Annotated in this window: 18 protein-coding genes; 4 read left to right on the forward strand and 14 right to left on the reverse strand. The window is 65.6% G+C overall.

The window, feature by feature from the left end:
* Position 1: 1 nt before the first annotated feature.
* From AC07U1_RS14820 to AC07U1_RS14840, 5 genes are read right to left on the reverse strand one after another with little or no spacing between them, the layout of a single operon-like run.
* Positions 2-1,117, reverse strand: coding sequence for a Gfo/Idh/MocA family protein (locus AC07U1_RS14820; protein WP_495175970.1), 1,116 nt, complete (start codon positions 1,115-1,117; stop codon positions 2-4).
* 13 nt (positions 1,118-1,130) lie between these two features.
* Positions 1,131-2,363, reverse strand: a complete 1,233-nt coding sequence (locus AC07U1_RS14825) for a CaiB/BaiF CoA transferase family protein (protein ID WP_495175969.1) — start codon at positions 2,361-2,363, stop codon at positions 1,131-1,133.
* Between the two features lie 11 nt (positions 2,364-2,374).
* Entirely contained in the window at positions 2,375-3,850 is a 1,476-nt protein-coding gene (locus tag AC07U1_RS14830) for an aldehyde dehydrogenase family protein (RefSeq protein WP_495175968.1), read from the reverse strand.
* Between the two features lie 13 nt (positions 3,851-3,863).
* Entirely contained in the window at positions 3,864-5,141 is a 1,278-nt protein-coding gene (locus AC07U1_RS14835; protein WP_495175967.1) for a cytochrome P450, read from the reverse strand.
* 12 nt (positions 5,142-5,153) lie between these two features.
* The gene (locus AC07U1_RS14840) at positions 5,154-6,467 is read right to left on the reverse strand and encodes an amidohydrolase family protein (RefSeq protein ID WP_492738249.1); all 1,314 of its coding nucleotides are present in this window, start codon (positions 6,465-6,467) and stop codon (positions 5,154-5,156) included.
* A 106-nt stretch (positions 6,468-6,573) separates the two neighbouring features.
* Between AC07U1_RS14840 and AC07U1_RS14845 the strand changes: the two genes are divergently transcribed.
* On the forward strand, positions 6,574-6,978 hold the full coding sequence (locus AC07U1_RS14845; RefSeq protein WP_492738247.1) for a Zn-ribbon domain-containing OB-fold protein: 405 nt from the start codon (positions 6,574-6,576) through the stop codon (positions 6,976-6,978).
* Positions 6,975-8,159, forward strand: a complete 1,185-nt coding sequence (locus AC07U1_RS14850; RefSeq protein WP_492738245.1) for a thiolase family protein — start codon at positions 6,975-6,977, stop codon at positions 8,157-8,159. Before AC07U1_RS14845 ends, AC07U1_RS14850 begins: the two co-directional genes overlap by 4 nt.
* A 129-nt stretch (positions 8,160-8,288) precedes the next feature.
* Here AC07U1_RS14850 and AC07U1_RS14855 read toward each other — a convergent pair whose 3' ends face one another.
* The 7 genes from AC07U1_RS14855 to AC07U1_RS14885 all read right to left on the reverse strand — a co-directional run bounded on the left by AC07U1_RS14855 (position 8,289) and on the right by AC07U1_RS14885 (position 14,285).
* Complete coding sequence (locus AC07U1_RS14855) at positions 8,289-9,623, reverse strand: amidohydrolase family protein (protein WP_495175966.1); 1,335 nt, start codon at positions 9,621-9,623, stop codon at positions 8,289-8,291.
* Positions 9,620-10,585 (reverse strand): CoA transferase, encoded by a 966-nt coding sequence (locus AC07U1_RS14860; RefSeq protein WP_495175965.1) that lies wholly within the window; start codon positions 10,583-10,585, stop codon positions 9,620-9,622. Before AC07U1_RS14860 ends, AC07U1_RS14855 begins: the two co-directional genes overlap by 4 nt.
* Positions 10,582-11,577, reverse strand: a complete 996-nt coding sequence (locus AC07U1_RS14865) for an enoyl-CoA hydratase/isomerase family protein (RefSeq protein WP_495175964.1) — start codon at positions 11,575-11,577, stop codon at positions 10,582-10,584. Before AC07U1_RS14865 ends, AC07U1_RS14860 begins: the two co-directional genes overlap by 4 nt.
* A 9-nt stretch (positions 11,578-11,586) precedes the next feature.
* Positions 11,587-13,092, reverse strand: coding sequence for a class I adenylate-forming enzyme family protein (locus AC07U1_RS14870; protein ID WP_495175963.1), 1,506 nt, complete (start codon positions 13,090-13,092; stop codon positions 11,587-11,589).
* Positions 13,093-13,097: 5 nt separating this feature from the next.
* Positions 13,098-13,406: a hypothetical protein gene (locus tag AC07U1_RS14875; protein WP_492738234.1), complete on the reverse strand. Its 309-nt coding sequence runs from the start codon at positions 13,404-13,406 to the stop codon at positions 13,098-13,100.
* A gap of 130 nt (positions 13,407-13,536) precedes the next feature.
* Entirely contained in the window at positions 13,537-13,875 is a 339-nt protein-coding gene (locus tag AC07U1_RS14880) for a YnfA family protein (RefSeq protein ID WP_492738231.1), read from the reverse strand.
* Complete coding sequence (locus AC07U1_RS14885) at positions 13,872-14,285, reverse strand: MerR family transcriptional regulator (RefSeq protein ID WP_056347484.1); 414 nt, start codon at positions 14,283-14,285, stop codon at positions 13,872-13,874. The genes AC07U1_RS14880 and AC07U1_RS14885 overlap by 4 nt, the downstream gene beginning before the upstream one ends.
* 69 nt (positions 14,286-14,354) lie before the next feature.
* Here AC07U1_RS14885 and AC07U1_RS14890 point away from each other — a divergent pair, with 69 nt between their 5' ends.
* Together AC07U1_RS14890 and AC07U1_RS14895 are read left to right on the forward strand one after the other, a co-directional pair.
* Positions 14,355-14,990, forward strand: coding sequence for a cation efflux transmembrane domain-containing protein (locus AC07U1_RS14890; RefSeq protein ID WP_495175962.1), 636 nt, complete (start codon positions 14,355-14,357; stop codon positions 14,988-14,990).
* 12 nt (positions 14,991-15,002) lie between these two features.
* Entirely contained in the window at positions 15,003-15,920 is a 918-nt protein-coding gene (locus tag AC07U1_RS14895) for a cation diffusion facilitator family transporter (RefSeq protein WP_495175961.1), read from the forward strand.
* On the opposite strand, the gene AC07U1_RS14900 is transcribed toward AC07U1_RS14895, so the two are convergent.
* Both AC07U1_RS14900 and AC07U1_RS14905 read right to left on the reverse strand, forming a co-directional pair.
* Positions 15,917-17,632 carry a sulfatase family protein gene (locus tag AC07U1_RS14900; RefSeq protein ID WP_495175960.1) on the reverse strand — a complete coding sequence of 572 codons (1,716 nt, stop codon included), beginning with the start codon at positions 17,630-17,632 and terminating at the stop codon, positions 15,917-15,919. The two genes, AC07U1_RS14895 and AC07U1_RS14900, sit on opposite strands and share 4 nt — an antisense overlap.
* 59 nt (positions 17,633-17,691) lie before the next feature.
* Complete coding sequence (locus AC07U1_RS14905) at positions 17,692-19,884, reverse strand: TonB-dependent receptor (protein WP_495197722.1); 2,193 nt, start codon at positions 19,882-19,884, stop codon at positions 17,692-17,694.
* Positions 19,885-19,998: the final 114 nt, after the last annotated feature.

A 19,998-nucleotide genomic window follows, 5' to 3' on the forward strand; every position in this document is an offset into this window, starting at 1 on the left:
TCTAAGCTTGAATATCGACCCAGCGCCGCTCGTCGCTCGCGCGCACCGCCGCTTCGACCACGTCCTGCACATGCAATCCCTGCGCGAAATCGGGCGCCGCCATACCCTCGCCATTGATCGCATCGCGCATCGCCGCAAAGATCGACGCGAGCGCGAACAGCCCGGTCTCGGGGCGCTCGGCCACCGCATGGCAACCCGCCACCGCCCGATAGTCCGCCTCGACCATAATCTCGTCCATCGCCGCCGTGCCCAGCGCCGCATCGCGCGTTCCGAACAATCGCGTATCATGCGCCATCGGAAACACCGGCGCGCGCGCCTCGAGCCGCCCCTTCGACCCCCACACCGAAAAGCGGAAACCCTCGCCGCCGATCTTGCCCCAGTTCGCCTCGACCCGCGTCGGCAGGCCAGAGGCATGGCGCAGCAGCATCGACGCCCGGTCGGGCACTTCGGGGCGGATGATCTCGCCGTCCAGCGGCCATTCTTTCAAGGCAAGCGACATATCGGACGTCACCGACGCCACCGGCCCGAAAAAATGCACCAGCAGGTGCAGCATATGACTACCCAAATTGCGTCCCGCGCTCGCGCCATTGGCGGGATCGGCGAACCAGACATAGCCCGGCACATTGGTCTGCGCGGCGCTGAACAACGGCACCTCGAACGCCACATCGGCGCCGAAGACCTCGCCGACCCAGCCGGAATCGATCATCGCCTTCATCCGCACCATCGCGGGCACCGCCTGCATGAAGGCGTCGACCACCGCGACCGTGCCGGCCGAGCGCCATGCGGCGTGCATCGCGCGCGCGTCGGCCAGATCCTTGGCGAAAGGAATGCCGTTATAGACATGCTTGCCCGCGCCGAGCGCCGCCATCACCATCGCGTAGCGCAAAGGCGGCCGCGTGCCGCAATCGACGATGTCGATCTCGGGATCGGCCGCCATCGCGCGAAAATCATGGAAGGCGCGCGCAACGCCATAATCCGCCGCCGCCTTCGCCGCTGTTTCGGGCCGCGAGGTACAGATCGCGGTCACTTCGATGCCGTCGAGGCTGCGCCAGGCGGGAAGATGCGCCTTGGCGCCCCAGGCGGCGCTGATGATGCCGACACGCAGGGGAGGGGGCATGACCGTCGCGCCCTCAGGCGATCGCCTTCTTGTTTTTCAGATCCTCGATCCGGTCCCACTCGAGCCCCAGTTCCATCAAGAACAGCTCGGTATGCTCGGACGCCTCGGGCGCGCGCGTGTTTTCGACGCCCGCGTGATTGAACTGCACCGGGTTCGCGACGAGCCGGATCGGCGCGCCGCCGTCTGCGGACTCGACTTCGAAGATCAGGTCGTTGGCCAGCACCTGTTCGTCGCTCGCGACATCATGGACCGACTGGTATGCGGCCCATTGCCCGCGCATCGTCTTGAGATGCTGGATCCAATAGGCGTAAGGCTGCGCCGCGATCGCCGCCTTGACGAGCGGATAGGCCTCCGCCGCATTGGCCATGATCGCCTCGGCAGTCGAGAAACGCTCGTCCTGCGCCGCTTCGGGGATGCCGAGATGGCCGAATACATCCTCGATATAGGGTCCGGGCGACAGCACGGTGAGATTGATGAACTTGCCGTCCGCCGTCTTGAACACCCCCATGAAGGGGTTGGTGCCGACCGACTGCCCGCCGCCGGGCATCAGATTCTCGAACGGGTCCTTGCCCAGTTCCATCGCGACGTCGACCGAACAGGCGGTCGCCCATATCCCCGATGACAGCAAGGACACATCGACCTCGGTCGCCTCGCCGGTGCGCTCGCGGTGGAACAAAGCCGCGGCGATCCCGCCCGCAATGTTCATGCCCCCGATCGTGTCGCCATAAGCCGGTCCCGGCTGGGTCAGCGGCCCGTCGAGTTCCTTGGGGGTCACCAGCACCGCAGATCCGCCGCGCGCCCAGTAAGCGGTGCTGTCAAACCCGCCCTTGTCGCGCTCGGGCCCCTTGTCGCCGAACGCGCTGCCGCGCACATAGATGATGTCGGGGTTCGCGGCGCGGATATGCTCGACGTCGATCCCCAGCTTCTGCCGCGCCGAGGGCAGGTAGTTGGTCAGGAAGACATCGGCGGTCTTCGCGATCTCATAGAGGAGTTCGCGGCCTTCCTCGGTCGAAATGTCGATCCCGACGCTGCGTTTGCCGCGATTGGGATGTTGCATCAGCGACGATCGCTGCGGATTGACCGCCAGTCGCTGCAGCATCTGGATGCCGCGCTGCGCGTCGCCGCGCACCGGATGCTCGATCTTGATCACATCGGCGCCCCAGTCGGTCATCACCCCGCCCGCCGCCGGAACGAAGGTGAATTGCGCGACCTCGAGGACGCGAATGCCGGACATCACTTTGGTCATGGCTCGTCCCCTTATTCGGCGTGGAAGCCGATGACCTTCTGGTAGGTGAATTCGTTCAGGCCCTCTTCGCCATATTCGCGGCCGTAGCCCGAGCGCTTGATGCCGCCGAACGGCGCGTCGGACTGCATCGTCCCGGCACCGCCGTTGATCCCGACCCCGCCGGTACGCAGCTTCAGCGCCATGCGATACGCCTGTCCCGCATCGGCCGAGTAGATCGCGCCCGACAGCCCGAAATCGCTGTGGTTGGCCATCGCGATCGCGTCGTCGTCATCGTCATAACCGATCACCGCGCCGATCGGCCCGAACACCTCTTCCTGCGCCAGGCGGCTGTCGTTCTTCACATTGTCAAACAAGGTCGGCTCGTAATAATAGCCTTTGTCGAGTCCCTCGGGCCGCTTGCCGCCGGCGACCAGCGTCGCACCCTCATCCCGCGCGATCGCGACATAATCCTCGGTGCGTTTGCGCGCGACTTCGCGAATCAGCGGGCCGTAATTGACGCTCGGATCGGCGGGATTGCCGATCTTGAGATGCTCGAGCATCGCCTGCATCGCCGCGACGAACTGCGGGCGGATGCTGTTGTGGACGATGTGGCGGGTGGTGAGCGCGCAGCCCTGGCCGCCATGCGTCGTGAACCCCATGATCCCCGCCGCTGCGGCCTTCGCGATATCGGCATCGGCGCGCACGATCAGCGCCGACTTGCCGCCAAGCTCCATCACGATGCGCTTCAGCGTCGGCGCCGCTTGCGCCTGGATCATCGCCCCGACCTTGTCCGACCCCGTGAAGTGGACGAGGTCGACGCGCGGGTCGGTGGTCAGCAGCTTGCCGGTCTCGATATCGCCGGTGACGATGCTTAGCACGCCCTTGGGCAGCCCGACCTCGTCGGCGATCTCGCCGAGGATGAGCGCCTGCATGGGCGTATAGGGTGAGGGTTTGAGTACCACGGTGCAGCCGACCGCAAGCGCCGGGATCACCTTGCCGATGTTGAGAAAGAAGGGGAAGTTGTACGGCGAGATCGCCGCGACCACGCCCACTGGCTCGCGGCTGACCACTCCGGTGCCCAGCGTCGTGCGGCCCTGTGCATTGGGGGTCAGCTCGACCGGCAGCGACGAGACGGCGGGGCGTGAGGCGACCTCGATCGTCCGCCGGGCATGTTTCATCGGGATGCCGTACTGCAGGAACTCGGCGAGCATCCGCGTCGCGCCGGCTTCGGCAACGATCATGTCGACGATCGCGCTCTTGCGCGCGTCGAGCGCGTCGAGGAAGCGCGTCAGGATGGCCTGCCGCTGGGCAACCGGCATATAGGCCCAGTCGCCCTGGTCGAACGCCACACGCGCCGCGCCGATCGCGGCGTCGACCTGCGCCGCGCTGCCGACGGGTGCTTCGATGAGCAGGCTTTCGTCGGCGGGGTTGATCACCGCCTCGCGCTGGTCGGTCTTCTGCCATTCGCCGCCGACATAGATGGCGTCGTCATATTTCAAAAAGGCCATGGTCTTGTTCCTGTCAGGCGGTTTCGGTGTCCCAGACGATCGGCAGGTTGCGGATCGACAGCAGCCCCGGGATCACGGTGGTATCGGCGCCGGGCTTGAGGCGGAAGGGCGGCACGCGCGTCAGCCATTCACTCAGCAGCACGCGCAGCTCGCGCCGCGCCAGATGCGCGCCGAGGCAGATATGCACTCCGCCGATCAGCGTGAAATGGCGGTTGTTCTTGCGCTCGGGATCGAAATCGCGCGGGCGGGCGAACTGATTTTCGTCGAAATTGCCCGAACTGTTGATGCAGGCGATCCAGTCGCCTTCTTTCAGGTCGACGCCGTGCCAGGTGAAATCCTTCTTGATCCGCCGCCCGCTGTTGACCAGCGGCTGGACCCGCAGGAACTCCTCGACCGCGCTGTTGATGATCTCCGGATTGGCACGGATGCGCGCCTGAAGCTCGGTGTCGAGCGCCATGCGGCGGAACATCTGGCTGATCGTCGACGCGACCGTGTCGAGCCCGCCGAGCCACAGGAACCAGGTCATGCCGATCGTCTCGTCGGGGGTCAGCGGCTGGCCGTCCATCGACCCGTTGGCGATATAGCTCCCCAGCGTCTCGTCGGGGCTCGCCTGCTTCTCGGCAATGAAGCCGCGAAGATAGGCGAGGATGCCCTTCACCGCCTCGGCCTTGGCGCCGATGTCGGGGTTGTGCAGGATCGCATATTCCCATTCGAGGAACTGGTCGAACATGCTGAAGGGAAAGCCCATCAGGTTCAGGAAGACGCGGACCGGGTAGATGCGCCCGAAGTCATAGGCGATATCGACCTCGCCGTCCTTGACCACGGCGTCGATCATCTCGCTGACGATCGCGCGGATTTTCGGCTCCATGTCGTTCATCGCGACCGGGGTGAACCAGGGGTTCAGGAACTTGCGATAACGACCATGGTCGGGCGGATCGATGCCGAGCGGGATCGACGGGAAGGTTTCGCCCGCCAGCGCCTGAAACTGCGCAGCGCCCTCGGTCGAAAAAATGTCGTTGTCCTCATAGACGCGGCGGATGTCGTCATAATGCGACACCGTCCATGCACCATGCTGGCGACCGCTCGTCGGCCAGGGGTAATAGAGGATGCGCGGTACGTAGGGGTCGCGCATCACATCGGCGGGCAGATAGGGATCGGGCAGATCATAGGCGATCTGGCCCTGCGCAAAGCGCGTGTCGAGCACCCGTTCGGGGGGGACATGCGCCGGCACCGGCGGCGCATCCGCCGGGGCATGCGCGATCGGACAGCGAGAGAGCGTCGTCTCGGTCATGATATCCTCCGCTCAGGCCGACGCGAACATGCGTTCGATGTCGCCCGACGTCACCGGACGCCGCGCCTGACCGATCGCGTCCATGCTGTCGGTCTTGAGCCCGCCCAGATTGTGACGCGGGCTGACGTCGACGTCCTTGCCCAGCTCGCGCAGGTGCGCGACGGTGCAATTCTCGCGCCCGCCGTTCAGCGCAAAGGCGTCGAAGCTGTATTCGCGCATCGCGTTGAGGTGGGTGATCTTGTCGACCACATTCTTCTCCAGCCCATTGACCGATGCCCACAGATATTCGGGGACATTGGGCCACACCGTGTCCGAATGCGGATAATCGCATTCGTAGGCGATCATGTCGGTGTTCATATATTCCAGATTCTTCACCCCGAATTGGTCGTCGATGAAGCAGCAGATAATGTGGCGCTTGAACAGGTCCGACGGCCGTTCGCCGTTGAAGTCGGTGTAGGTCCATTCATGATGATGTTCGTGCGTGAAATCGGCGCGCTCGAGGAAATAGGGGATCCAGCCGATGCCGCCCTCGCTCAGCGCCATGCGCAGATCGGGATAACGCTGCCAGAATTTCGCGAAGGTCCAGTCGGCCGCCGAATTGGCGATCGAGATCGGCATCGCGGTGATCCATGCGTCGATCGGGCTTTCGGGCGAGGGATGCATCGCGCGCGCGCCGGTGCCGATATGGCAGTTGATCACCATCTTATAGTCGCTGCACGCCTTCCAGAACGGCTCCCAATATTCATTGTGGATGCTCGGCAGGCCGATGTTCGACGGATTGTCGGAGAAGCTGACGGCATGGACGCCAAGGTCGCTCATCCGCTTCAGTTCGGCGAGCGTGTCGTCCATGTTCCACATCGGGATCAGGCACATCGGGATGAAGCGGCCGGGCGCGGTCGCGCACCATTCCTGCACATGCCAGTCGTTCCACGCGCGGCAGGCGAGCAGCGCCTCCTCGGGGTCCTTTTGCGCCATCGACACGAAGGTGCCGCCGGCAAAGCTCGGCATCGTCGGAAAATTCAGCGAGGCGAGCACGCCATTGGCGTTCATGTCGTCGACGCGGAGTTTCGGGTCATAGGTGCCGGGGCGGAGCTGCGCGAAGGCGCTCGGCTCCATGCCATATTCGCTGCGCGGACGGCCGACGACGGCGTTGAGGCCGATGGTCGGGAAACGCTGACCGTTCCACGACCAGATATCCTTGCCATTGTCTTGGACGATCCGCGGCGCGCGGTCCTTCTTGCCCTCGGGATAGTGGCGGATAAAAGCCTCGGGGGGTTCGACCGCATGATCGTCGACGCTGATGATCACCATATCGTCCATCTGCATGGCGACTCTCCTCTTCCAGTTGATTTATCGTTGGGCGCATCATCGCAAAAATTGACGATGTGTCAACTCTTGGTTTATGACCTAGTGTAATAACTGGGAGAGAGACATGATTGCGCGAACGTTGCCGGTGATCGACCGGGACAATCAGGCCTATTGGACATGGGGCCGCGACGGCAAGCTCGCGATCCACCGCTGCGCCGACTGCGAATATTATGTTCATCCGCCGGTGCCCTTTTGTCCGCGCTGCGAAAGCCGCAACGTCGCGCCGCACGCGGTGTCGGGACGGGGCAGGGTGGTTACCTTCACCGTCAATCACAAGGCCTGGGTGCCCGACCTGACCGAACCCTATGTCCTCGCGCTGGTCGCGATCGCGGAGCAGGACGATGTCCGCATTCCCTGCAACATCGTTGAATGTCCGCCCGACGCAGTCGATTTCGACATGGAGGTCGAGGTCGTCTTCGAACCCGCCGAGGATTTGTGGATACCCCTCTTCCGTCCGGTGCAATCATGACCCGTTTCGCCGAGAAAAACACCGCGATCACCGGCGTCGGTATGTCCGAAGTCTCGCGCGGCGCGACCAAGTCCGCGCTCGGACTCACCGTCGATGCCGCGCTCGAAGCGATCGCCGACGCCGGGCTGACTCGCGCCGACATCGACGGCATCGCGACCTGGCCCGGCGAGAAAGCCGACGGCTCGGGCTTCTCGCCGGTCGGCTGCGCGGCGCTGCAGGATGCGCTGCGGCTCGAAGTCGGCTGGTACGGCGGCGGCGGCGAGGCACCCGGCCAATATGGCGCGGTGTTCAACGCGATCGGTGCGATCGCCGCGGGCCTCTGCCGCAACGTCCTGATCTTCCGCACCATGTACGAGGCAACCGCGCGCAAGACCGCCTACGCCAATTCGCTGCTCCGCGAGGGCCAGCGACAGGCGGGCCCCTTCGCCTGGTACGCGCCCTATTACACTTACGCGGCCGCACTCCAGCAGGCGCTGTTCTTCAATCTCTATGTCCACAAAAGCGGCATCAAGCCCGAGCAGGTCGGCCAGATCGCGGTCAACCAGCGCCGCAACGCCGCGCTCAATCCGAACGCGATCTACAAGACCCCGATCACCATCGACGATTATCTCGCGTCGCCGCTGATCGCGACCCCGCTGCGCATATACGACTGCGACGTGCCGATCGACGGCGCCGCCGCGATCATCGTCTCGCGCATGGACGTCGCGCGCGACCTGAAGAATCCGCCGATCCGCATCGAGTCGATCGGCTCGTCGATGCGCTACCGCAACAGTTGGACCCAACTGGCCGAACTCGACACGCAGGCGCAGCCCAAGGTTGCCGAGATGATGTGGGGCCGCACCGACCTCAAACCCGCCGACGTCGACATCGCGCAGCTTTATGACGGGTTCAGCTTCCACACGATCAACTGGCTCGAAAATTTCGGCTTTTGCGAACGTTATGGCGCCAAGGATTTCATCGACGGCGGCCACCGTATCGCGCTGGGCGGCGAACTGCCGGTCAACACCGGCGGCGGCGCGATGTCGGGCGGCCGCCTCCACGCCTATGGTGCGGTCCACGAAGCCTGCACCCAGCTCTGGGGCCGCGCCGGGGCGCGGCAGGTGAAGGGCGACCCGCAGGTCTGCGCCACCTCGACCTCAGGCGGCCCGCTCGCGGGGGCAATGCTGCTGGTGCGGGATTGAAGCAGCGCGTCCCGGACATATAAACGTCGTCATTGCGAGCGCAGCGAAGCAATCCAGGGCGGTTTACGCCTACTCTGGATTGCCGCGTCGCTTCGCTCCTCGCAATGACGATCCAGACAGAGGTCGGTTTCACTGTTGCCAGACGATCTCGCCGCCGATCATGGACAAACCAACGGTCCCCAACGCACCCATATCCTGGGACCAGTCATACAATATCAGGTCCGCTGGAGCCCCGATCGCAAGCGCGCCCTGATACAGCGCCAAAGCCTCCGCCCGCCCGACGGCTTCGCTCTCCCCGATGATGTCGCCCCCGCGCGTCCGCCGATCGGTCGCCGCCCGCAAAGCCACCCAAGGATTGGCATCGCCATAAGGCGCGTCCGAACCCCCAAGCACTCGCACCCCGCCGCGCGTCAGCGAACCCAGCCGATAGAGATCGCCAAGATCGTCCGCCTCCATCTGCGCCCGATAGCGATCGCCGCGGTCGTGAATGAAATTCGGCTGGGTCACCACCGTCAATCCTGCCGCCGCGATATCGCCGATCAGGCTGTCGGCGATCATCCCGCCATGCTCGATCCGGTCGCCCGTCTGCGCCCCGCCTGCCACAACCAACGCTTCCAGATAAAAGACCAGTTCGCCCAACGTCACGCAATGCGCCGCCACATTGCGTCCCAAAGCGCGCGCCGCCGCAATCCGCCGCGCGACCGCGTCCACCGGAGGCAAATCATTCTCGTCGAGCAGCAGTTTCAGCGGCCCCAGCACATAGCCTTCACTCGCGGGTAGCTCCTCGCTCCCCATCATCACCAGCCGCTGCGGCATAGCGCCCGCGAGCAGCGCAGCCTCGGCAGGCCCGTTCGACGCACCCGCATCGGTCACGCCCGTCACGCCCCACTCGGCCAGCTTCATACCCAACGCCGCAAGCGACGGCGGTGTCCCGCCGATCCGCCCGCGCAGCCAGGCATCGCCGCGCCAGATTCGCCCGTTTGCGCGTCCGTCAGCATCGCGCTGGACGCAATCGGGGAAGGGCGGTTCGCCGAGCTTCGCGACGCCCGCGCTGTTGAGCAGCCAATAGCCCCCCGTCCGATCCTGCACCCGCAACGGATGATCGGGCAGCCAGGCGTCGAGCAAGACCCGGTCGGGCAACCCCGCCACCCGCTCGTCATAGCCGATCGCGCGTACCCAGGTTCCAGGGACTCCGGCTCCGGCGCGCAGCTTGGCGACCACCGCGCCGACCGTCCGGCAATCGGCGAGATCGACCGACTCCATCCGCGCCGCCGTCGCCAGTAAGTGGAGGTGATGATCGTGCAGGCCCGACCCCAAAGTCAGCCCCTTGGCGTCGATCTCGGGCCCATGGCCATCCACCGCCGTGCCGAGGGCCGCGATGCGCCCATCCCGAACGGCGACAGCGCGCGGCTCCCCATCGGCGGCGCGCGCATTGCGGATAATCAGGTCGAACCGCTCGCTCATGCCATCGCCTTGGCGAAAGTCGCGGCAGTGCGGGCGAGCGAAACATCGAGCAACCCGCACTCATCCGCCGCCAACGCCTCCAGCGCCAGCGTCGCCGCGGTCAGCCCGGTCAACGGATCGGCCAGCGCGTCGCCGATGAACCGCGGCCGGCCATCCTCCCACCGCACCAGCCCGCCCGCCGCCGCGCAATCGTCGCCGAAACCGACCCGCATCGCGGCATCGCCCGACCAGCCATGCGCGGTGATCGCGATCCACAACAGGTCGGGATTGATCGCAAACAGCCGCGCCTCGTCAAGCCCCAACCGCGCCAGCGCATGCGGCCGTGCCGAAGTGATCAGCACCCGCGCCTCGGCGATCATCGCGATCAGGTCGGGGCCGTCGAGCGCCATGACCAGATGTCGCTTGCCGCCGTTCAGCCTTTTGTCGAGGTGCGGCGTATGCAGCCGGGTCGGGTCGGGTCGTTCGGGGCTTTCGACCTTGACCACCGCATGCCCCGCCTCGGCGAGCAGCGCCCCGCAATAGGGACCCGCCCACAGCGCCGACAGGTCGACGATGATGCCGTCGCTGGGCTTGCCGGACCCGAGGTCGGAAACCGCCAGCGCCTCCGCTTCGCCGACCCGCGCCACCGGCATATGCAGGTCGGTGGCCCCGCCAACCACCACCCTCGCCGCGCGCTCCGCCGCAAAGCCCATGATCGCATCCCACGGCTCGTCGTCGAATGTCGCGCCGGTCCATGCCGGAACCAGTTCGCGGTCCTCGTCGCGTGCCAGCGACACCGCGATCCACCCGTCGCGGCACGGTAGCAGCCGGCAATGCCGGTTTGGCGACCATAGGCCCGGCTCGGCGAGCGTCAGATCGTCATGCCGCGACAGCGCGCGGCGTGGGTCGAAGGCGATCCGTTTGCTCGCCGCTGCCGCCAGCCGGTCGCCCGCCACCGCGACCGCGTCGAGCAAGGCGGTCAAGGTCCACGCTCGATCTTGTGAACCAGGCCCCAGTCGAGCGCCTGCGCCGCGCCGACGCGCTTGCCCGACAGCAGCATCCACATCGTGCGATGCCGGCCGATCGCACGGGCAACCGTCGCGGTGCCCCCCGCGCCGGGGATCAACCCCATGCCAAGCTCGGGCAGCTGGAACCATGCGTCGGGCGCCGCGATGCGGTGATGCGCCGCCGCCGCGACCTCGATCCCCGACCCGACACAGGCGCCGTGCAGCCGCACCGTCCCCCGATCGCCCAGCGCATCGAGCGCGCGCGCGCAGCTGTGCAATGTCCGCACCAGATGCGCCTCCGCCAGGTCGCGCGCACTGCCGAATTCGGGCAGGTCGCCGCCGGTCGAGAAACATTTGCCAGCGCCGCGCAGCAGCACGTCGGGCTCGCTCGGATCGTCGAGCGCGTTGGCCAGCGCCTCGTATAGCGCGTCGCGCATCGCCGCGGTCATCGCATTATGATTGGTGGGATCGTTCAGGGTCAGCGTCAGCTGGTCGCCCTCGCGCGCGATCGCGATCGGTTCGGCGGGCGTGGGCGGACCATCGTCGATCTTCGCCGCATCCAGCCAGCGCGTAAATTCCGCGCCGCCCAACAACGAGGAATAGGCAAAGGATTCAGCCGTCAGCGCGTCGGCCAGCGGCATTTTAGCCGTGAGCCGCAACACTTGCGCCGCGATCGTCGCCGCCAGCGGATTGGCCCGCACCGCATCGGCAAGCTCTTCCACATGCGAAAAGCTGCCCAGCGACACCCATGGTCGCGGCGCACCGACCGCCGCTGTGACCAATATGTCGAAATCATCGACAACTACGGCAGGCAACGCGCCCTCGCGATCGACCCCGATCACCACCGCCTGGATCGGTGCCTTCGGTCGCGACCATCGCGCCGCATCGACCACCAGCACCGGCGTGCCGCCCGGCGCCGACAGACGGTCGGCCCCAAGATGATCGGCGTGACAATCGGGTGCGGTCATCGCGCCGTCCTACCCGGCGCAGACCTCTTCGGCCAGTTCGGCCTTGAGGATTCGGCGCAGCAGCTTTCCGGTCTCGTTGTAGGGCAGCTCATCGCGCACAAACCATTGTTCGGGGGTCTTGGTCGAACGCAGCCTGGCGCGGATCGTTGCCGCCATCGCATCGGTGTCGGGGGCGCCCGATCGCGACACGATCACCGCCACCACCTTCTCGCCCCACTGGACGCATGGAATGCCGAGCACCGCGCAATCGGCGATATCGTCGAACCCGCGCAGCACATCCTCGATCTCGCCCGGCGAGATATTTTCGCCACCGCGCACGATGACATCATCGAGCCGTCCCTCGACGAACAGATAGCCGCCCTCGTCGAGCCAGCCGGCGTCGTTGGTCGCGAACCAGCCGTCGTCGGCGATCGCCTTCTTGTGCAGATATTCGCCCGACACCTGCTCGCCGCGGACATGGATCTCGCCATGCTCGCCCACGTCGCAGCAAGTCCCGTCGTCGCGTCGGATTTCGAGTTCGAGGCTCGGCAAAGGCTGGCCAACCGAGGCGATGCGGCGGCGGATCACCGGGTCGTCGGAGGCGAAGGCGGCGCGATGATCCTCGGCGCCGAGCAAGGCGATCGTCGAACTGGTTTCGGTCAGCCCATAGGCGTTGACGAAGGCGACGTGCGGCAACGCCGAGAGCGCGCGCGCGATCACCGGCTCGGGCATCTTGCCACCGCCATAGGAAAGCGCGCGTAGCGTCGGAAGCGTCTCGGCCGTCGCCGCCATCACATCGAGAATGCGATCGAGCATCGTCGGCACCACCATCGCATGCGTGATGCCCTCCGCCGCAACCGTCGCGACCCAATCCTCGGCGGTAAAGGCGGGCAGATAGACGATCCGCCTCCCGCCATAGGCCGCGGTCAAAATCGCGGAAATGCCCGCGATATGATAGGACGGCACGCTGACCAGCGCCGCCTCATCCTCATCGGCGCCGAGAAACTCGACGGTCGACATCACATAGGAGGTCAGATTGCCATGGCGCAGCACCGCCGCCTTGGGATCGCCCGTCGTGCCGCTGGTGAACAGCAGCACCGCGATATCATTCTCTGCCTCGTCCAGCATCACGGGTTCGGGTACGTCGCCGCGCAGGAACGCGGCCTCGAAATCACTCCGCGCGACCAGTTCGACGCCCTCGACCGGCGCGATCCGCGGCAGCATATCGTCGTCGGCGATCAGCATCGCGGGCGCGGTGCGTGCGACCAGTTTGTTCAAATCGCCATCGGCGAGGCGGTAATTGAGCGGCACGAACGGCGTCCCCGCCATCCCGCTCGCGAACAGCAGCACGGGCAGCGCGTCGCCGTTCATGCCGAGGAACGCGGTGTTCGCCTTGCCCTTGTCGGCCAGCCACGCGGCAACCCGGCTCGCCCGCGCGCGGTAGGCGGTGAAATCGAGGCCGCCGTCGCGCCCGCCGATCGCCAGGCGGTCGCTACACGCATCGGCGGCAATGTCGAGGAGCAGCGGCGTGCGCATATCTGTCAGTCCGAGGCGGGAAGCGGCTTCGCGCCCTTGATCGACATCGCGACACCATTGAACGCCAGCGATCCCTTGCCCGCCTTGGCGCCGAGCACTTCGATCCCGCTCGCCTCATCGGTGTAGCGCTTGCCGATCATCACGCCCTCGGCGAAATCGGCGTTGACATCGCCGCTTGGCGCGCTCGCATCGTCGATCGGCAGCACCGGAACGCCGCCACACTGCAGTTCGCCCGCCGCGCTCGGTGGCCGCACGACCACCAGTTGCGCGTCGCACACCGCGCTTTTCCAGCGCGAACCCGGCTTCAAATCCATGCCATTCGTCCTTTCCCGTGACCGGCGACCATGGGCCGTCTGTCCTCTTTCCCCCGCCAATATGTCAATCGCGATAGAAAGTAAACGTAGTTATATAACTCAAAATGACGCTTCGCTCTGCCCATCGGCTCTAGCTGCGCCCCGGACCCCACAGGATCAGCGCCGCGCCGCCGAGGCAGATGAGACCGCCGAGCAAATCCCACCGGTCGGGCGACACCCCTTCGACCAGCTTGAGCCAGACGAGCGAGGCGATGATATAGATGCCGCCATAGGCCGCGAACGCGCGCCCCGCTGCCTCGGCCTCCACCCGCGTGAGCGCATAAGCGAAAAAGGCGAGGGCGATCGCGCCCGGCGCCAGCCACCAGGACGGCTTGTCCAGCCGCAACACCGCCCACACCGCAAAGCAGCCGCCGACCTCGCCGAGCGCCGCCAGCACATACCAGCCGATCGTCGCCAGCGGCGCGCTCATGCGTGCGTGGCTTCGCACAGCTGATGATCGCCCAGCGCCTCGATCACCCGGCAATCGCCCGCCAGCCCGCCGCGGCACCGCCCGACGATCCGCGCCAGTTCGTCGCGCAGCGTAGCCAGTTGCGCGATCTTCGCCTCGACCTGCTCCAGATGCCCCGTGGCGATCCGGTCGGCTTCCGAACAGTCGCGCTCGGGATGGTCCGACAGGTCGAGCAGCGAGCGGATTTCCTCGATCGTGAACCCCAGCTCGCGCGAATGGCGCACGAACGCCAGCCGCGAGCGGTGCTTGTCGCCATAGCTGCGATAATTGGCGGCGGTGCGGTCGGGCTCGGGAAGCAGGCCGATCCGCTCATAATAGCGGATCGTCTCGATATTGGCGCCGGTGGTGCGCGCGAGTTCGCCGATTTTCATGTCTTGACCCTGTAGTTGCTACAGGGTGCATAGTCGATGTCGACTCGAAATCCCAAGGAGATTTGGCAGATGGCCGACCAATGCTGTGCCGGCAAAAGCGGCACGACCGCGCTCAATGATCCCAAGTGGCGGCGCGTGTTGTGGATCGCGCTGCTGATCAACGCCGCGATGTTCGCGGTCGAGATCGTCGCGAGCGTCGCGGCGGACTCGCGCGCGCTTCAGGCCGACGCGCTCGATTTCCTTGGCGATGCCGCCAACTATGCGATCAGCCTCGGCGTCGCCGGCATGGCGCTCGCCTGGCGCGCCCGCGCCGCGCTGTTCAAGGCCGCGACGATGCTGTTCTTCGGGCTCGGCGTGCTCGGCGCGACCGTATGGGGTTTCGTCAGCGGCACGACGCCGCACGCCGAAACCATGGGCCTCGTCGGCGGCGCGGCGCTCGCCGCCAATGTCGTCGTCGCGCTGATGCTCTATCGTTATCGCACCGGCGACGCGAACATGCGCTCGGTGTGGATATGCTCGCGCAACGACGCGATCGGCAACCTCGCGGTGCTCGCCGCCGCGCTCGGAGTGTTCGGCACCGGCCGCGGCTGGCCCGACCTCGCTGTCGCCGCGATCATGGCGGGCCTCGCGATCTGGGGCAGCCTCGAAGTGTTCCGCCAGGCGCGCGGCGAATTGCGGCAGGCCGCCGCGCTGGCGGCATCCTGACGGAGAAGCGACATGGGCGCAGGACATGATCATGGCGAGGCGGGGCACGCGCACAATCACGGCGCGGGTGCCAATGCGCGCAGCCTGTCGATCGCGCTCGGGCTGACCGCGACCTTCCTCGTCGCCGAACTCGTCGGTGCATGGCTGTTCAACAGCCTCGCCTTGCTGTCCGACGCCGCGCATATGTTCACCGACGCGGCGGCGCTGGCGATCGCGCTCGCCGCGATCCGCATCGGCCAGCGTCCCGCCGACAAGCGACGCACCTATGGCTATCGCCGCTTTGAAATCCTCGCCGCGGCCTTCAATGCGGTGCTGTTGTTCCTCGTCGCGGGCTTCGTCCTTTATGAAGGTGTTCAGCGTTTCTTCGCGCCGCCCGAGGTCCAGTCGCTCGGCATGCTGCTGGTCGCGAGCGCGGGGCTGCTCGTCAACCTCTTCGCGATGCGTATCCTCGCGGGCGGCAAGGACGACAGCCTCAACGTCAAGGGTGCCTATCTTGAGGTGTGGGCCGACATGTTGGGGTCGGTCGGCGTGATCGGCGCGGCGTTGCTGATCTGGGGGACCGGATGGAACTGGGTCGATCCCGTCGTAGCGATAGCGATCGGTCTGTGGGTGCTGCCGCGGACGTGGATATTGCTCCGCGACACGACGCATATCCTGTTGCAGGGCGTACCGCGCGGCATTGATCTCGACGCGGTGCGCGCGGCGATGCGCGCGCAGCCGGGGGTCGCCGATGTGCACGATTTGCATATCTGGTCGGTCGCGGGCGACGATGCGAGCCTGACGGCGCATGTCGTCGTCTCCGATGGCGGCGATGTGGACGTGGTCCGCGTCGCGTTGGCCGCGATGCTGGAGGCGCGGTTCGAAATCCATCACGCGACGATCCAGCCCGAAACCGCGCCCTGCGCCGACGCGGCGTCGCTGCACGACTAGCCGGGCTGGTTGTACATCTCGGTCGGCCCCGGATATTCGCGGCCGTCGTCGAGCCCGACGCCGATCTCGCGGTCCGCGAGCGCGTTCACCATCGCGTTGAGCCGCATCACCTCCTTGCGGTGCTTCGGATCATTCGCGAGGTTGACCATTTCCCTGGGGTCGGCGTGGGTGTCGTAGAGCTCGAGGTCGTTGCGGGCATTGAGCGTCTTCCAGTCCTTCGGCTGGTGGTGGTGCGCCGGCGCGAAATAGCGCGCGAATTTCCAGCGTCCGTCGTGGACGCCGCGGTGCAGACGACGTTTTTCGAGATCGTAGATCTTGCTGTAGTCGGCGACCTGTTCGCCCGGCGGGCGCGGCCCGACGACCTTGGTCGAATTGGGCTCCCACATATGCGCGACCGCATAGTTGAAGAAATGCCCGCGCTTGTCGCGCTCGGTCGGGACGGTCGGTGAGGTCAGCAGTTCTGACACGTCGACCCCCGGCAGGTTCGGGAAGCGGTTCTTCCCTTCGTCCGCCGACAGCCCGGCGATCGTCATCAGCGTCGGCGCGATGTCGATCGCGCCCATCAGCCCTTTGGTGGTCTGTCCGCCCTTCACATCGGGATGCGCGATAATCATCGGGATGTTGGTTTCCTCTCGGTACATCGTGCCGGCCTTCTGGCGCAGCCCGTGCGCCCCGGCGCGTTCGCCATGGTCGCTGGTGTACAGGATGATCGTATTGTCGATCTGGCCGCTTTCCTTGAGCGCCCACAGCAATTGCCCCAGCCGCCGGTCGACGTCGCGCAGGCAATTGTAATAATAATTGTTGAACCGGTGCCAGCTGTCGAGGTCGTCGAGCGGCATCGGGCCATAAAAAAGATCGTTGAGCCGCTGGATGCCCTTGTGCGCCTCGGGCTTGGTGCTGAGATCGTCCTTGTAGAAGCTCTCGGGCAGGTCGAACTTGTTGTCGACTTCATAGATCGGGTCGCCCGGTTCGCGGCGCAGCGGCGCGAGGATGTCGGGATGGACGCGATGCTTCGCCTGCTCGCCGGTGGCGTCATAGAACATGATGTCATGCGGGTTGATCAGCCCGACGACCATGAACCACGGCTTCCCGCCCGCCTTGTCGCGGCGCACGAAGTCGAAGATGCTGCGCGCCGCGTCGCCCGCGACGAACATGTCGGCGCGATAGCCGTCCCAGGTCAGCCCCAGCTCCTCGCCGTCGAAGCCATAGTCGTGGAAGCCGTATTTCTCCATCGCACGCTCGGTGCTCGGGTAGATGCCGCCCGGCACGCGGTTCCAGTTGCGCTCGAAATTCATCCGGCTGAGGTGCCACTTGCCCTTGTAGCTCGTGTAATAGCCCGCGGCCTGCATCATATGGCCCAGCGTCGGCATGTCCTCCGCCGCGACCGGGTTCGGCGCATTGTCGCTGTTGAGGAACAGCCCGGTCTGCTGGGTGTGGTGGCCCTGGAAGATCGTCGAGCGCGACGGGGTGCAGGGGGTGGTGTGGACATGGTAGTTTTCGACCAGCATCCCGCGTTCCATCAACTCGCGGTGATGCGGCAGTTTTTCGAGCAGCCCGGCAGGGTAGCTCGCGACGCTCTGTTCCTGATCGGTGACGATCATCAGCACGTTGAGCTTCTTGCCGTTCTTCGCATAGGTCGGCAGCGCCAGCCCCGCCGCGGCGAGCGCGCCCATGCCGCCGACGAAGGTTCGCCGATTCACATCCCAGCCCATGTCTCTCTCCCGATCGTTGCCGGCCCGCGGCGCGCCTCACGCACCGCGGGCGCAGGATTTTAGAACTTCACCGCAAAGTCGACCCCGAACTCGCGCGGCGCCTGATAGAATTGGCTGATCGGCGTTGCGCCCGCATTGGTCGCGCCCGACATCACCTTTTTGTCGGTCAGATTGGTGCCATAAAGCGTGACCTTCCACCGCTCGTCATCGCCGGCGACCGCGATGCTCGCATTCACCAGCACCACCTCGTTGCGGTAATAGCCCGGATTGTTGCTGCGGCCCCAGGTGTTGAAGCGCGACGAATAGCGCGCGTCGCTGTGCAGCTTCACCTCGCCGAACGAGGTCGGGATCGCATAGTCGAGCGACAGGCTACCGCTCCACTTGGGCGCATTGGCGAGGTCCAACCCCGACGAATCGACCGGAACCGCGAAGGTGCCGTTGGGAACGCCGTTGAGCAGGACCGGCACCGCCGGCCCGCACTGGCCCGGCTCTGGCGCGCCATTGGTGAACACGCCGTTGGTGTCCGCGCAGAAGTCGGTGTAGCGCGCATGCAGATAGGCCACATTGGCGCCGATCGAGAAGCCGGTTGCAGGGCGCAGCACGCTTTCGACCTCGAAGCCATAAATCTTCGCTGCGGCGATATTTGTCGTGACATTCTCGGCGCGGACCGATCCCATCTTGGTTACCGAACTTTGCAGGTCGCGGTAATTGTTGAGGAAGCCGGCGACGTTCAGGCGCAGCAGCCGGTCGAACAGGTCGGTCTTGGCGCCAAGCTCGAATGCGGTAACCCGCTCGGGATCATAGGGGCCGACATTCTCGGGGATGGTGCCGCGCGAGTTATAGCCGCCGGCCTTATAGCCCTGCGAATAATTGGCGTAGACCATGACGTCGGGGGTGACTTCATAATTCACCGTCAGGCGCGGCGTGAACTCGGCCCACGAGGCCTCGAGGCTGCTCGCGAAGGACGAGATTCGGTTACCGTTGACGAAGGCCTGCGATGCGATGTCGTATTTCTTGCGGTCGTTGCTGTAGCGGCCGCCGATCGACAGCGTGAGGCCCTCGGCGGGATGCGCGTTGACGAGCGCGAACAACGCATAGCTTTCGGTATCCTGGTGGAGCTGCGCCAGCGTCGTGGTCGTCGGGTTGGCGAGCACGGTGTTGAACTGACGCCATTTATCCGCCTGATAATAGAGGCCGACGACGAAATCGACCGGCTCGCCGGCGGGCGAGACATAGCGCAGTTCGGCGCTCTTCGATTCGCCCGAGAAATCGCGGGTGACGTCGAGCTGCGGGGCGGGGGTGATCAGGCCGTCGAAGTCGCCGCGCGTGACATAGGTCAGGTGGCGATAGCCGAGCACCGAACTGATCGTGCCCCAACCCACATCGAGGTTCGAATTCCACGACCCGCCATAGCTTTCGGTCTTGGCATAGGGATCGAAAAGAACGGCCGCCTTATAGACGTCGGTCTTCACTGCGTCGGGCAGCAGGTCCCAATTGGGATCGCCATTGTCGAGCACATGCGGCGCCGGGCCGATCGTCTTCTGCTTCAGCCAGTCGACGATCAGCGTCGAATCGAACGCGCCGCCCTGATCATATTCGAGCGCGCCGCGCACCGACTTCACATTGGCGCCGTTCAGGCGATTGCCGGTGATCACGTTGCGCGCATAGCCATTATAGTCGCGGAAATTGACCGCGATCTTGGCCGCCAGCGCGTCGTTCGCGAAGCGGCCAGAGTTGATCTTGCCGCGGAACTGCTTGAGCCCGTAGGAGCCGAGCGAGACGCGCGCTTCGCCGCCGAAATCGTCGGTCGGGCGCGCGCTGATGACGTTGATCGTGCCGGCAAGGTTGTTCTTGCCGAACAGAACCCCCTGCGGGCCTTTCAGGATTTCGATCCGCTCGACATCGAACAGGTCGAGCATCGTGCTCGACACGAAGGGTATATAGACGCCGTCGATGATCGTGCTCACCTTGGGGTCGGCGTTCGGATCGGGGTCGGCGGTGCTCATGCCGCGGATCGAGATCATCGGCACGTTGGCGACCAGGCCCTGCGTCTGCAGCACGACATTGGGCGCGAGGCCGTTGAGGCTGGTGATGTTGGTGCTGCCACTCGCCTCGACCATCTCGCTGTTGAAGGCGGAGATGGCGATCGGCACGTCCTGCACGCTTTCGGAACGGCGCTGCGCGGTGACGAGGATTTCGCCATAGGTGTCGTCGGCGGTCGTGCCTTCGTCGGTCGCGGCCTGGGCGGCCATATCCTGAGCGTGCGCCGGCGCGGCTGAAAGCGCGATTGCGGCGGTCGAAAGCAATAGCAAAGCGGTCTTCATGTCGTCCTCCCGTTCGCCGGCGCGCGGAATCCGTTTCCGCAC

The sequence above is a fragment of the Sphingopyxis sp. GW821-FHT02C12 genome, from assembly GCF_059421785.1.

Coding starts and splice junctions, on each gene's coding strand:
- AC07U1_RS14820 (WP_495175970.1), bottom strand. CDS start 1,117: ATGCCCCCTCCCCTGCGTGTCGGCATCATCAGCGCCGCCTGGGGCGCC.
- AC07U1_RS14825 (WP_495175969.1), bottom strand. CDS start 2,363: ATGACCAAAGTGATGTCCGGCATTCGCGTCCTCGAGGTCGCGCAATTC.
- AC07U1_RS14830 (WP_495175968.1), bottom strand. CDS start 3,850: ATGGCCTTTTTGAAATATGACGACGCCATCTATGTCGGCGGCGAATGG.
- AC07U1_RS14835 (WP_495175967.1), bottom strand. CDS start 5,141: ATGACCGAGACGACGCTCTCTCGCTGTCCGATCGCGCATGCCCCGGCG.
- AC07U1_RS14840 (WP_492738249.1), bottom strand. CDS start 6,467: ATGCAGATGGACGATATGGTGATCATCAGCGTCGACGATCATGCGGTC.
- AC07U1_RS14845 (WP_492738247.1), top strand. CDS start 6,574: ATGATTGCGCGAACGTTGCCGGTGATCGACCGGGACAATCAGGCCTAT.
- AC07U1_RS14850 (WP_492738245.1), top strand. CDS start 6,975: ATGACCCGTTTCGCCGAGAAAAACACCGCGATCACCGGCGTCGGTATG.
- AC07U1_RS14855 (WP_495175966.1), bottom strand. CDS start 9,623: ATGAGCGAGCGGTTCGACCTGATTATCCGCAATGCGCGCGCCGCCGAT.
- AC07U1_RS14865 (WP_495175964.1), bottom strand. CDS start 11,577: ATGACCGCACCCGATTGTCACGCCGATCATCTTGGGGCCGACCGTCTG.
- AC07U1_RS14870 (WP_495175963.1), bottom strand. CDS start 13,092: ATGCGCACGCCGCTGCTCCTCGACATTGCCGCCGATGCGTGTAGCGAC.
- AC07U1_RS14875 (WP_492738234.1), bottom strand. CDS start 13,406: ATGGATTTGAAGCCGGGTTCGCGCTGGAAAAGCGCGGTGTGCGACGCG.
- AC07U1_RS14880 (WP_492738231.1), bottom strand. CDS start 13,875: ATGAGCGCGCCGCTGGCGACGATCGGCTGGTATGTGCTGGCGGCGCTC.
- AC07U1_RS14885 (WP_056347484.1), bottom strand. CDS start 14,285: ATGAAAATCGGCGAACTCGCGCGCACCACCGGCGCCAATATCGAGACG.
- AC07U1_RS14890 (WP_495175962.1), top strand. CDS start 14,355: ATGGCCGACCAATGCTGTGCCGGCAAAAGCGGCACGACCGCGCTCAAT.
- AC07U1_RS14895 (WP_495175961.1), top strand. CDS start 15,003: ATGGGCGCAGGACATGATCATGGCGAGGCGGGGCACGCGCACAATCAC.
- AC07U1_RS14900 (WP_495175960.1), bottom strand. CDS start 17,632: ATGGGCTGGGATGTGAATCGGCGAACCTTCGTCGGCGGCATGGGCGCG.
- AC07U1_RS14905 (WP_495197722.1), bottom strand. CDS start 19,884: ATGGCCGCCCAGGCCGCGACCGACGAAGGCACGACCGCCGACGACACC.